This window comes from Micromonospora sp. LOL_025, from assembly GCF_048060285.1.
Classification (GTDB): Bacteria; Actinomycetota; Actinomycetes; order Mycobacteriales; family Micromonosporaceae; genus Micromonospora.
On record NZ_JBHMIR010000045.1, the window covers coordinates 1 to 12,280 of the forward strand.

11 protein-coding genes are annotated in these 12,280 nt (G+C 73.2%); 2 read left to right on the forward strand and 9 right to left on the reverse strand.

Annotated features, from left to right (window positions below; translation table 11 throughout):
• Nucleotides 1-102 precede the first annotated feature (102 nt).
• The 5 genes from ACFHW0_RS29665 to ACFHW0_RS29685 form a co-directional block, all read right to left on the reverse strand.
• On the reverse strand, nt 103-1,686 hold the full coding sequence (locus ACFHW0_RS29665) for a DHA2 family efflux MFS transporter permease subunit (RefSeq protein WP_416612935.1): 1,584 nt from the start codon (nt 1,684-1,686) through the stop codon (nt 103-105).
• Between the two features lie 216 nt (nt 1,687-1,902).
• Complete coding sequence (locus tag ACFHW0_RS29670) at nt 1,903-3,531, reverse strand: isovaleryl-CoA dehydrogenase (RefSeq protein ID WP_416612936.1); 1,629 nt, start codon at nt 3,529-3,531, stop codon at nt 1,903-1,905.
• Nucleotides 3,528-4,127, reverse strand: coding sequence for a TetR/AcrR family transcriptional regulator (locus ACFHW0_RS29675; protein WP_416612937.1), 600 nt, complete (start codon nt 4,125-4,127; stop codon nt 3,528-3,530). The genes ACFHW0_RS29670 and ACFHW0_RS29675 overlap by 4 nt, the downstream gene beginning before the upstream one ends.
• A gap of 362 nt (nt 4,128-4,489) precedes the next feature.
• Nucleotides 4,490-4,930 carry a hypothetical protein gene (locus tag ACFHW0_RS29680; protein ID WP_416612938.1) on the reverse strand — a complete coding sequence of 147 codons (441 nt, stop codon included), beginning with the start codon at nt 4,928-4,930 and terminating at the stop codon, nt 4,490-4,492.
• 97 nt (nt 4,931-5,027) lie between these two features.
• Complete coding sequence (locus tag ACFHW0_RS29685) at nt 5,028-6,191, reverse strand: FG-GAP repeat domain-containing protein (protein WP_416612939.1); 1,164 nt, start codon at nt 6,189-6,191, stop codon at nt 5,028-5,030.
• 220 nt (nt 6,192-6,411) lie between these two features.
• On the opposite strand from ACFHW0_RS29685, the gene ACFHW0_RS29690 reads away from it, so the two are divergent.
• Nucleotides 6,412-7,356, forward strand: coding sequence for a hypothetical protein (locus ACFHW0_RS29690; RefSeq protein WP_416612940.1), 945 nt, complete (start codon nt 6,412-6,414; stop codon nt 7,354-7,356).
• Between the two features lie 103 nt (nt 7,357-7,459).
• Here the strand turns inward: ACFHW0_RS29690 and ACFHW0_RS29695 are convergent, their stop codons facing one another.
• The 3 genes from ACFHW0_RS29695 to ACFHW0_RS29705 all read right to left on the reverse strand — a co-directional run bounded on the left by ACFHW0_RS29695 (nt 7,460) and on the right by ACFHW0_RS29705 (nt 10,666).
• The gene (locus ACFHW0_RS29695) at nt 7,460-8,359 is read right to left on the reverse strand and encodes a phosphotransferase family protein (protein WP_416612941.1); all 900 of its coding nucleotides are present in this window, start codon (nt 8,357-8,359) and stop codon (nt 7,460-7,462) included.
• A gap of 227 nt (nt 8,360-8,586) precedes the next feature.
• Nucleotides 8,587-9,063, reverse strand: coding sequence for a GNAT family N-acetyltransferase (locus ACFHW0_RS29700; RefSeq protein WP_416612942.1), 477 nt, complete (start codon nt 9,061-9,063; stop codon nt 8,587-8,589).
• A gap of 64 nt (nt 9,064-9,127) precedes the next feature.
• Complete coding sequence (locus ACFHW0_RS29705) at nt 9,128-10,666, reverse strand: MFS transporter (protein ID WP_416612943.1); 1,539 nt, start codon at nt 10,664-10,666, stop codon at nt 9,128-9,130.
• A 117-nt stretch (nt 10,667-10,783) separates the two neighbouring features.
• Here ACFHW0_RS29705 and ACFHW0_RS29710 point away from each other — a divergent pair, with 117 nt between their 5' ends.
• On the forward strand, nt 10,784-11,359 hold the full coding sequence (locus tag ACFHW0_RS29710; RefSeq protein WP_416612944.1) for a TetR/AcrR family transcriptional regulator: 576 nt from the start codon (nt 10,784-10,786) through the stop codon (nt 11,357-11,359).
• Nucleotides 11,360-11,395: 36 nt separating this feature from the next.
• Here the strand turns inward: ACFHW0_RS29710 and ACFHW0_RS29715 are convergent, their stop codons facing one another.
• Nucleotides 11,396-12,109 carry a GAF and ANTAR domain-containing protein gene (locus ACFHW0_RS29715; RefSeq protein ID WP_416612945.1) on the reverse strand — a complete coding sequence of 238 codons (714 nt, stop codon included), beginning with the start codon at nt 12,107-12,109 and terminating at the stop codon, nt 11,396-11,398.
• Nucleotides 12,110-12,280 lie beyond the last annotated feature (171 nt).

Below are 12,280 nucleotides of genomic sequence, written 5' to 3' on the forward strand. Positions count from 1 at the left end.
GACAAGATCCCCTACCAGCCACGCCCCACCAGCCCCGTCCCCGCTTGACGAAACCCATAGGGACACCCCCCCGGACGGTGTCCGGGGGGCCGGGGTGTCGCGTCAGTGGATGATGACGGGAGCCTTCGCCTGCCCCGCCTGCTGGCCGTCGAGCAGGTGCGACGGCTCCCGCCGCCGGGGCAGGAACGCCGCCGGGACGAACGTGACCAGCACCAGCGCGAACGCGACCCAGAACGTGGTGGCGAAGGAGCTGGCGGCGAAGTCGAGGCCGCGCTGGATGAGCGACGGCTCGACCGGGAACTGCCCGGCCAGCTCCGGCTGCTGCTGGACGGCGATGGCGAGGCCGGCCTCCGTCACCGGCTCCCCGCTCGGGTCGGTCGCCCCGGGGATCGGCCGGGAGCCGTTCAGCTCGTTGGTGAGGATCACCGACATCATGGCGGCGCCGACGGACCCGCCGATCTGCTGGAGGATGTTGACCAGGGTGGAGCCGCGGGCCACCTCGTGGGCCTTCAGGGTCTTCAACGCCGAGGTCATGATCGGCATCATGGTCCCGCCCATGCCCAGGCCCATGACGAACAGCGACCCGCAGAGCAGGACGTACGAGGTCTGCGGGTCGACCTGGGTGAAGGTGAAGAACCCGATGGCGATGAGTGCCAGCGCGAACGGCACGGTGCGGCCGACGGGGACCCGGTCGGCCAGCATCCCGGCCACCGGCATGGTCACCATCGCGCCGATGCCCTGCGGCGCCATCAGCAGGCCGGCGGCCAGCGTCGTCTCGCCGCGGATCTGGAGGAAGTAGCTCGGGAACAGCAGGCCGGCGCCCATGAACGCGATGATGAACACGAACATGGTCACCGCCGCGACGGTGAGGTTGCGGTTGGCGAACAGCCGCAGGTCGAGCAGGGGGTGCCGGGTCCGGAAGGAGTAGAGGACGAAGGCGACGAGGAGCACGCCGCCGACCAGCATGGGCACCCACACCTCGGTGTCGGCGAACGTGCCGGTCTCGGGCAGCGTGGAGACGCCGTAGAGGAAGAGGGCGAGGCCCGGCGAGAGCATCAGCATGCCGAGGAAGTCGAACGACTCGGAGGGCTCGGGGGCGTCCTTCGGCAGTGCCAGGGCGGCGTAGACGAGCGCCACGGCGCCGATCGGCAGGTTGATCAGGAAGATCCAGTGCCAGCTCGCGATGTCGATCAGCCAGCCGCCGAGGATCGGCCCTCCGATGGGGCCGAGCAGCATCGGGATGCCCAGGACGGCCATCAGCCGGCCGATCCGGTTCGGCCCGGCCGCCCGGGTCATGATCGTCATGCCCAGCGGCAGGAGCATGCCGCCGCCGAGGCCCTGGAGCACGCGGTAGCCGATCAGCTGCCCGATCGTGTCGGCGTTGGCGCACAGCCCCGACCCGATCGTGAACAGCGCGATGGCGATCATGTAGAGCCGCTTGGTGCCGAACCGGTCGGCGGCCCAGCCGCTGAGCGGGATCACCGTGGCCAGCGCCAGCGTGTAGGCGGTCATCGTCCAGGCGACCTCGGCGTACGAGGCGTTGAACTCGCGCTGGAAGGTCGGCAGGGCGACGGTGACGACCGTCACGTCGAGGATCGACATGATCGCGCCGAGGACGACGACCCCGGCGACCTTGAGCACCGAGGCGTCGAGTTTGTCCGAGGTCGCGATGGATTGCTGTGTCACTGATTCTCCTGGGTCCCCGTGGTGGCCGGCGCGAGCCGTGCCTCGACCGGTCACGTACCGGCAGTGTCCGCAGGCAGACTAACGAGCGGCACCGACGATCGACGTACGATTTCCGACCGGCAGAATGTGGGCGACGCCACGGTGGCGAGCGGTCTACCGCCGGGGCCGGCCGCGCTCCCGGGTGCGGGTCGGGCCGGGTGGGCCCGCCGCCTCCGGTCACCCCACCTTGGGTACGGCGCGGGCGATGATCGCGGCGAAGTCGACGCCGCGGGGCAGCGTGCCGTACGCCTGACCGTGGTCGCCGCCGAGCCGGGAGGCGCAGAAGGCGTCGGCGACGGCGGGGTGGCCGTGCCGCACCAGCAGCGAGCCCTGCAGGACCAGGGCGAGCCGTTCGACGACGCGGCGGGCCCGCAGCTCGACCTCGTCGTGATCGGACAGGTCGGCCCGCACCCGGCGTACGGCGGCGTCGAGTCGGGCGTCGGCGCCGGTGGCGGCGGTCACCTCGGCCCGGAACGCCTCCATGACCTGCGGTTCCCTGGTGACGGCGCGCAGCACGTCCAGCGCGGCGACGTTGCCGGAGCCCTCCCAGATCGAGTTCAGCGGGGACTCGCGGAACAGCCTCGGCATGCCCGACTCCTCGACGTAGCCGTTGCCGCCCAGGCATTCGAGGGCCTCGGCGGCGTGTGCCGGCCAGCGCTTGCAGACCCAGTACTTGCCGACGGCGAGGGCGAGGCGCTTGAACGCGGTCTCGCCGGCGTCGCCGCGCGCGGACCGGTCGGTGGCCCCGGCGAGGCGCATCATCAGGACGGTGGCGGCCTCGGACTCGACCGCGAGGTCGGCGAGCACGTTGCGCATCAGGGGCGCCTCGACGAGGTACCGGCCGAAGGCCCGCCGGTGGGTGGCGTGGTGGGCGGCGGTGATCACGCCCTGGCGCATGCCGGCCGCCGCGCCGATGACGCAGTCGAGGCGGGTCAGGTTGACCATGTCGATGATGGTGCGCACGCCACGGCCCTCGTCGCCGACCCGCCAGGCGACCGCGTGCTCGTACTCGACCTCGGCCGAGGCGTTGGAGCGGTTGCCGAGCTTGTCCTTGAGGCGCATCAGCCGCATCGGGTTGCGCGTGCCGTCCGGCAGGACGCGCGGGACGAGGAAGCAGGTGAGCCCGCCCGGCGCCTGGGCGAGGGTGAGGAAGACGTCGCACATCGGCGCCGACGTGAACCACTTGTGCCCGAGGAGCCGGTAGGTGCCGTCCGGCTCGGGGCGGGCGGTGGTGGTGTTGGCGCGTACGTCCGAGCCGCCCTGCTTCTCCGTCATCGACATGCCGGCCAGCAGTCCCCGCTTGGCCAGCGGCGGGCGCAGCCCGAAGTCGTACGACGTGGCGGTGAGCAGCGGCTCGTACCGCGCGGCCAGCTCCGGGGCGTGCCGCAGCGCCGGCACGGCGGCGTAGGTCATCGAGATCGGGCAGCCGTGGCCGGCGTCGGGGCGCCAGGTGTGGAACTTGGCCGCGCGGGCCACGTGCGCGCCGGGCCGGTCGTCGGCCCACGGTGCGGCGTGCAGGCCGTGCGTGACGGCGGTCCGCATCAGCTCGTGCCAGGCCGGATGGAACTCCACCTCGTCGACGCGGTTGCCGTGCCGGTCGTGGGTGCGCAGGACCGGCGGGTGCTCGTTGGCGAGCCGCCCGTGCTCGATCGCCTGCTCGCCGCCGCCGAGGCGGCCGAGTTCGTGCAGCTCGTCGGCGGCCCAGCCGGCGCCCTCGCGGTCGAGCGCGTCGAGCAGTGCCGGGTCGTCGGCCGCGTCGTGACCGACCAGCGGCGGAACCTGGTTGAGGACCTCGTGCGTCGTCACGGCGACACTCCCAGCGCGCGGTGGAGGAAGGTGATCAGGTGCGGGATGGTGCGCGGCCCGGCGACGCCGGCCGCCAGGGGGCCGACCATCGCCTCGGCCAGGGCGCCGACCAGCGCGGTGGCGGTCAGCTCGGGATCCTGCGGGGGAAGCTCGCCGTTTTCCACCCCCTGCGCGACGTGGCCGGCGATCAGCTCGGCGTACGCGCGGCGGAAGACGAGCCGCTCGGCGTCGACCGCCGGGTCGGCCGGCTCGGCGAGCAGGGCGTACGCCAACCGTGGGGACCGCAGCGCCCGGCCGGAGAACGTCTCGATGACGGCGGTGACCCGCTCGGCGACGGTGGTCTCCACGGCCGCCGCGCGTGCCACCGCGTCCACCTCGCGCTGCGAGGCCGTGCGGAACACCTCGGCGACCAGGTCGGCCTTGGTGGGGAAGTGCCGGTAGACGCTGCCGGTCGCCAGCCCGGCCCGCCCGGCGACGGCGGCGACCGAGCAGCCGGCGTACCCGTGCTCGGCCATGATCTCCAGCGCGGCGGCGATGATCCGCTCCCGGGACGCGCTCAGCCGAGCCTTCACGCGCTCGGTGCTCCGGTAGACCACGCAAGGATTGAACCATTATTCAATCCTTGCCGGCAAGGGCGCCGCCGCGGGCGCTGAACCGCCGTCCGGACGCGGCGCTGGCAGGCGTGGCCGCCACCTTCCAGGGCGTGACCGCCCCTTGGCGGGAGACCAACTGTGAGTGCCACTGGGGCAGCGCCGAGGAGGCTTCTGCGGGAGCACGACGCGTCCGGCGAACTGAGCGACGTCGTACGGCGGCTCGCCCTCCCCCACGCCGACCGATGGGACGAGCGCGGCTAGGGCACGGCCGCCACGCGGAACTGCCGCGAACGGCGACAGGGGCACCCCCGTCTCCGGGAGGTGCCCCTGTCGCGGCGGCCGGTACGCGGCCCGACGAGCTGCGCTCAGCAGCCCTGCCGCCGGCTGTAGATCTGGTGGCGCTGGCCCGCCCACCCGATGTAGCCGACCGCCTCGACGCAGTAGGACGCCGTGCCGGTGACGCCGACCGGGCCGGCGTGGTAGCCGAAGTCACCGGAGTCGGTGTCCGCGCTACCCGAGCGGGTGCAGTGCGCGCCCTCACCGGAACGCTCGGCGCAGCGGTAGATCTGCACGAAGGTCGGCGCCGACTTCCCGTAGGCCGCGCCGCGGTGGTAGAAGCACGCGCTGTTGGTGCCCCCGCTGCTGCTGTTGTAGTAGATCACCAGTTCGCCGAGGCCCGACGACTGCACCTGGCTGTAGATGATCGTGCCCGAGCAGGAGCCGGCCGCCTGGGCGGCGGGCGCGCCGATCGTCATGACCGACGCGGCGGTCACCAGTGCCATCAGGGTCGAGAACACTCTCTTCATGCAGCAAGCCCCATCCACAGTCGACGGTCTCCGATGTGGATCATGATCGCACGAGGCGCGCCCCGGCACCGCCCCGTGGGCGACGCGTCGCCGGGCGTCAGAGCTGCCGCAGGATGGCCACCTTGTCGTACGCGACGGCGACGACGTCCGGCTTCCCGTCCCCGGTGACGTCACCGACGGCCAGGGCGTCCTCCTGGAATCCGACCCCGTCGACGCTGTTCGTCGCGTACCCGCCGAGCGTTCCGGTCGGCCCCTGCAGACGGGCGCTGACCGCCAACCAGTTGGCGTGCGCGACGACCAGGTCGTTCCGGTTGTCGCCGTTCAGGTCGCCGATGGCGAGACCGGCGGCGCAGTCGTGGGCGGGATACCTGGTCGGCATCGCGGCGAGCCCACCGGCGCCCTGCGCGAACACCTGGACGGCGGCGTCCGGGGTGTTGCCCTGGACGCTGGTCACCAGGTCGGCCCGCCCGTCGCCGGTCACGTCACCGACCGCCGCGCCGAAGCCGACCCGGCGGTGGCCGCTACCGTCCGCCGGCGTCCGGTAGGTCGTCGCCGGCCCGTAGGAACCGTCCGCGCGGCGCAGCCGCACCCACGTGCCGTGGCCGTAGAACTGCGCGAGGTCGACCCGGGCGTCGCCGTCGAGGTCGGCCACGAAGACCTGGCTCGCCGGCGCGCCGGCCGTGAACGGCCCGGTGACCGTCGTGTACGTCGTGAACGTGTGCGTCGCGCTCTGCGCGTGGATCCGTACCTCGCCCTGCCTCGCGCCGACGACCAGGTCCGGCCGCCCGTCACCGGTCACGTCCGCGATCGCGACGTCCTCGGCGCTGCCGGCGACCAGCACCGGCGCGGCGAGGCGCCCGCCCCGCTGGAACAACACGTCGACGCCGGCGGACGAGGACATCGCCACGTCCGTACGCCCGTCGCCGTCGATGTCGGCGACCGCGAGCCGTACGTCGCTGTTGTAGCCGCCGTGCGCGGCGATCCTCGTGGGAGTGCCGTAACCGTGGTCGGCCTGCTGGGCGAAGACCAGCACCGAACTCGTCTGCGTGCCGTCGACGGCATCGACGCCGACGACGATGTCACGCCGCCCGTCGCCGGTGACGTCGGCGACCGCGACGGCGTTGGTCGCGGTCGATCCGGTGGCCAGGTACCGCGCGGGCGCGAAGGTCCCTCCGCCCGCCGCCCCGGCACGCGCCGGCACCGCCACTCCGGCCGCCACGGCGAGCGTCGCCGCCATACCGACGCTGACCAGTCTGTCCATTGCGTCCCCCGTTCGCATCCCGGCCATCGATCGACGGCCGCGCATGCGTCACTGCCCCGACCGCCGTCGCCGCAAACCTCCCGCGACGCCACCGAGGGACGCCCGCCGATGCGAGCGGCCCACGCATTGTCCAATTTATCCAACTATGCCGTCATTCGTCTATACAGTCGATCGTGCCTTCTCGAGGGACGGGAGGGCCTGATTGAGCAGAGGCGAAAACGTGAGACTAATCCGGCGAATTTCCGCCACCGGGGCGATGGCTGTCGCCGTCGGCGCCGTGGCGCTGTCCAGCGCGACCCCGGCGCTCGCCGCGCCCGGCGATGCCAGCGCCCGAGGCGTCGTGGTCGACCTGTCCGCGGCGGTGGCCGGCGTTCCGGTGATCACGGCCGACGTGGTCATCGGCAGCGCGACCGCACCGGCCGGCGGCGGTACGGACACCGACACCGCTCTGGCGATCACCATCCCGGGCGCCCTGGGCGTGACGGCCACGGGCACGGTGGTCGAGGTGAGCGCCACCCGGGGCGAGGCGGCCTCGTCGGCCAACGCCGAGATCGCCGACGTGTCCCTGGCCATCCTCGGGACTCCCGTCATCGACGCCGAGGTGATCACCGCCGCGGTCAACTGCCCGCAGACCGGCGCGCAGACGGCGGACACCACCTTCACGGGGCTGGAACTGTTCGGCGAGCCGGTGGTGCTGGTGCCGAACACCCCCGGCGTCACGGCCAACGCCGCGGTCACGGTCCCGGGAGTCATCGGTGCCGCGTTGAACGCGACGCTGACAAACGTCGAGACCGTCACCGACGACGGCGCCGTCGCCATCGCGGTGCAGGCGACCCTCCGGTTGACCGGCACCATCGTCGGCGGGCCGCTGCTGGACATCCCCGTCGGCACCGTCATCCTCGCCGAGGCGCGCTGCGAGCGTCCGCTCGGCCCCACACCGACCCCGACGCCGACACAGCCCACACCTTCACCGACACAGCCGACCGCGCCGCCCACGGACGGCCCGACCCAACCGCCGACGGCCAGCCCCAGCCCCATCCTCCCCGTGACCGGCGACGACTCGACCCAGCTGTGGTGGCTACTCGCCATCGGCGCCGCGATGGTGACCCTCGGCGGCACCGCCTCGCTGCTCCTGCGCCGGAGCAGGGCGTCGCTCGACGCATGACGTCAGCACGCTGAGACGGATCACAGCGAGGGGCTTCCGGCCGGCAGGCCGGAGGCCCCTCGCCGCACACTTCGACGTCGCGGGTCGACTGGTCCGGCCGGCGTCACGGGGCGTGGCGCCACCAGGGGCTTGCCACGACGAGTTCCTCGAGCTCACGGACGTTCTCGGCAACCGTCTGCGCGGGGGTCTCCGGGCGTTGGAGCGCGACGCGGAGGTCCCAGGCGAGGTAGCTCGCCTCGCGCACCTCGCACTCCCGGCGCAGGGTGGTCGGAGACGTCGCCGTCGCGTCGGCGACGACGTCGAGGACGGCCTCCATGTGCGGGCCGCTGAACCGGACCAGGAAGAACCAGTCGTCCATGGGTTCGCCGAAACGCGCCCACTCGAAGTCCAGCAGCGCCGTCACAGCGTGATCGCGAGCGAGCCAGTTACCCCAGTGGCAGTCCGCGTGGACCGGGACGACCGCGCGTGCCTGCGACGGCCCGCTCTCCGCTATCGCCGTCAGACCTTCGAGCATCCGGCGGGGAACGATGCCGTCCCGGTCCAGGGCGGCGATCTGCCCCACCTCGGCGAGGAGCGCGGCCTGGCTGACGAACCCGCCGTGGTCGAGCGTCTCCCCCAGCGTCCGCCGGGCCGGGGCAGCAGGCGTCCAGTTGTGCAGTACGTGCAGCCGCTGGACCGCCTCCTCCGCCAACTGGCACGCGGTCGCCTCGTCGACGCCGGGCATGTCCATGCCGGGGGGCGTCCCCGGCGCGCGGGCGTAGCAGGCGTAACGGACCTCGCGGGTCTCCAGCTCGTAGAGCCCGCTGTCGAGCAGCGGCGCCGTGATGCCGGCGGGCAGGTGGGGCGCGAGGGCGATCTCCCGGTCCAGTCGCGAGTGTCGGCCGGCGTCGATGACCTTCACGACGACGTCCGCGCCCATGTAGACGTGGTGCGAAAGGCTGTCGGCGGCCGTCATGGGGCCGGGGTCGCGGCCCAGGACCGCCGAGGCGATCGCGTGAGCCACGGCAGAGGCCTGTCGCGGATCGATCATCGGCGCCCGCACTGCGCCGTGACCGTCGTTGTGAAGGGATCCATCCGAGCGTCCGATCGTGAGGGCCGGTCGCGAGCACCCTATCCCCGTACGGCGGCCGGTGGTGTCCACCTTCGACTCGCCGGGTGCCGGCACGGATTCGACGACCGGCGGCCGGCCCGGTTCCGCCCCCGGAGGCGGCCACGGGGGCGGCGGTGGGCTCACCAGTCGAGCCGGTACCGCTGTTCCGGACGGCCGCTGCCCGGGTGCGGCAGCGCCTCGCCGCGCGGCAGCCAGCCGGCGCTCTCGTAGAGTCGCACCGCTCTCGGGTTGTCCAGGTAGACGCCCAACTCGGCGCCGACGAGACCGGCGTCCGCCAGGTGGGTGGGCGCGGCCCTCAGCAGGAGCCGGCCGACGCCCCGGCCCCAACTGTCGGGCGCGACCCCGAGATACCGGATCTCGGCGGTCGACCCGTCCGTCGGCACGGGCTCGACGGCGGCGAAGCCCACGACCGGACCCGCGTCGAGAGCGACGAGCAGGAACGAGCGGGGTGTGCTGCCGACCACCGACTGGATCAGGGGCCGGGCGAGGCGAAGCGGCGCGATCTCGGTGTCGCCGTCGCGGGCCGCGGTCGCCGCCGCCCAGATCCCGGCGGCCTCGTCGATGTGCCGTTCGTCGGTGGTCGGTCGTACCCGCACGGTGCCGGTCGCCGTCGGCGGCCATGTCGTCGAGTGGCCGACCGACGCCGGCCGCTGTGCCGCGTCACCGGTTGCGCGGCGACGGTACGAGCTTCCAGGCGACCACGCCGGCGGCGATCAGCAGGACCGCCGCGATCAGCGAGGTCGTCTGCATGGCGTGGACGAAGGCGTCCCGGGCGGCGGCCAGGATCTCGGCTCCCTGCTGCCCGTTGCCGGTCAGGGCCCGGTCGGCGGTGGCCAGGGATTCGTGCACCGCGTCGCCGGTCGGGCCGGGCAGGGTCGACAGGTCGGGCAGGGCCGACCGGTAGAGGACGGTGTGCAGGGTGCCGAGGAGCGCGATGCCCAGGGCGACGCCGAACTCGTACGCCATCTCGGAGATGGCCGAGGCGGAACCGGCCCGGTCCTTCGGCACCGCGGAGAGCACCGCGTCGGTGGCGGCGGTGAAGGCGAGGCCGACGCCCAGGCCGATGACGACCAGGCCCAGCGCCAGCGGCGCGTAGCCCGCGTGGCCCTCGCCGATCGCGAGGACGACCATGCCGGCGCCCGCGGTCAGCAGCGCGGCGCCGAGGGCACGTCCGACGCCGAGGCGGTTGAGCGCGGCGGCGGCGATGGCGACGACCGCGATGGACGCCAGGGTCAGCGGCAGTTCCCGGAGGCCCGCCTGGAGCGGCGAGTAGCCGCGGACGAGTTGCAGGTACTGGGAGAAGAAGAACAACAGGCCGCTGAAGGCGAAGATGGCGATCAGGCTGGCGACGACGGTGCCGGTGAAGACCGGACGGGCGAACAACGTGATGTCCACGAGCGGCGCGGGCAGGCGGCGCTGGCGGCGTACGAACAGCACCCCGCCGACGAGGCCGGCTGCGGCCGCGCTGACGCCGGCCAGGTCGACGCCGGCCTTGGCGGCGTGCTTGACGGCCCAGACCAGTGCCACGATGGCCGCCACCGACAGCAGAGCGCTGAGCAGGTCGAACCGCCCGGGACGCGGGTCGCGCGACTCGGGCACCAGGGCGGCGACGCTGACGAGCACCAGCAGCATGATCGGGACGTTGATCACGAAGACGGAGCCCCACCAGTAGTGCTCCAGCAGGGCTCCACCGACCAGCGGGCCCAGTGCCGCGCCACCGGAGGCGCCGGCCGACCAGACGGCGATGGCGCGGGTGCGCTGGCGCGCGTCCGTGAAGATGTTCCGGACGATCGACAGCGTCGAGGGCATGAGCGTCGCACCCGCCACGCCGAGCAGGACCCGGGCGGCGATCAGCCAGCCGGCGCTGGGAGCGAAGGCTGCCAGCAGCGACGCGGCGCCGAAGCCGGTGACGCCGATCAGCAGCAGCCGCCTGCGCCCGATGCGGTCGGCCAGGGTGCCCATGCTGATCAGCAGGCCGGCCAGGGCGAAGGAGTAGGCGTCGCCGATCCACAGCAGCTGCGTGGCGGTGGGCTGCAACTCCGCGACCAGCGCGGGTACGGCGAGCGCCAGCACGGTGCCGTCGACGGCCAGCAGCGTGACGGCCAGGGTCAACGCGGCCAGGGCGGCCCACTGCCGCAGTCCGGCGGGGCCGGCGCCGGCGGCAGTGGCGGGGTCGGGTGCCGGATCCGCGTTGCTCACGTCGCCCACGCTACGGACCGAATGGTCGGCTGTACAAGCCGCATGGTCGGTTAGGGTGGTGATGCGCCCGACACCCCACCGGCACGGCCGGCGACCCAGGAACGAAAGGACACGGGCATGCCCCCTCGCGAACGTGACACCGCCAGGACCCGCCGGGCGGTGCTGGATGCCGCCGCCCGCGCCGTCGTCGTGCACGGCGCGGGGGTCAGCCTGGATCTCATCGCCCGCACCGCCGGGGTCTCGAAGGGCGGGCTGCTGCACCACTTCCGCAGCCGGGAACAGCTGCTGCTGGAGCTGGCCCGCGACCTGGCGGAGCAGTTCACCGCCGCCGTGCACGCCGCCGTCGATCCACGCGACCATGCCCGGGGCCGGCTGGTACGCGGTTACGTCAGGGCGACACTCGACGGGCTGGGCGACGGGTCGACCGTTCCGGAGCACGTCATTTTGGCCGCCTCGCTGGCCGGTGTACCGGGCGTGGCCGAGTTCCTACAGGAGGAGGACCGGAGCTGGACCGAGGCCCTGGACGCCGACGGGCTGGACCCGGACCGCGCGCGGCTGATCACACTCGCCGCGGACGGAGCCGCCGTGGCCAGCCTCTACGGGGGCGGCAGGGACCCGCAGGACACGCGGCGCCTACGGGACCTGCTCATCCGGCTGTCCCGCGGCGAGGGCCCACTCGTCGACCCCGACTGAGCGGTGACCGGAGCCGCGCCCGGCGCGTGCGGCGCGTCAGGACCTGGACGTCCCGGTCACCCGGTCGACCAGGGCCTGGGCGACGTCGCGGACCTTACGGTTGGAGTCCTGCGACGTCTTCGACAGGATCGCGAACGCCTCGCTCGGGGTGCAGCGGCGCTCGCCCATGATGATGCCCTTGGCCTGCTCGATGACCGCGCGGCTCGCCATCGCCTCCTGCATCTGCCGGGCCAGCGTGGCGGTGCTGTCGTAGAGCTGCGCGTTGGCCAGGGCGACCGCGGCGTACGCGGCGAAGGTCTCCAGGACCGCCACCGCGTCGTCGTCGAAGACGTGCGGCGTGTGCGCGTAGACGTTGAGCGCTCCGACGACGGCCTCCTGGATGGGCAGGCCGATCGAGACCGAACTGCCGACTCCGGCCTTGCGGCCCTGCTCGGCCCACTCCGGCCAGCGGTCCTCCGCGCCGAGGTCGGGCACGGACAGGACGCTGCCGCTGGCGGCGGCGTCCAGGCACGGGCCACCCCCATAAGCGTACTGCCGCTCGTCCATGTCACGGGCCACGTCGTCGGTGAACGCCGCCGTGTGCCCGGTCCCGCCGCGGACCAGCGTGACCGACACCCCCACCGGTACGGGCAGGACGCGCTTGGCGAGTTCGGCCACGCGTTGCAGGACGTCGTCGAGGCCGACCTCACCGAGCTTGATGCGGCCGAGTTCGGCGAAGGCGTCGGCGGCGTCCGTCGACGGATGCGTCATGGCAGGGACCCTCACGACCGGCGCGGTCCACCCACAGGTTGGAAGAAGGAGGAGAGGTGGGGTACGCGCGGATGGCAGCCCGCGATGGCGGACCGCTGCACGGACCCACCATGGCGGAGCCGGGACCCGCGCCTGTTCCTTGACGCCGGTTCGCCACACCCGTTAGGCGGG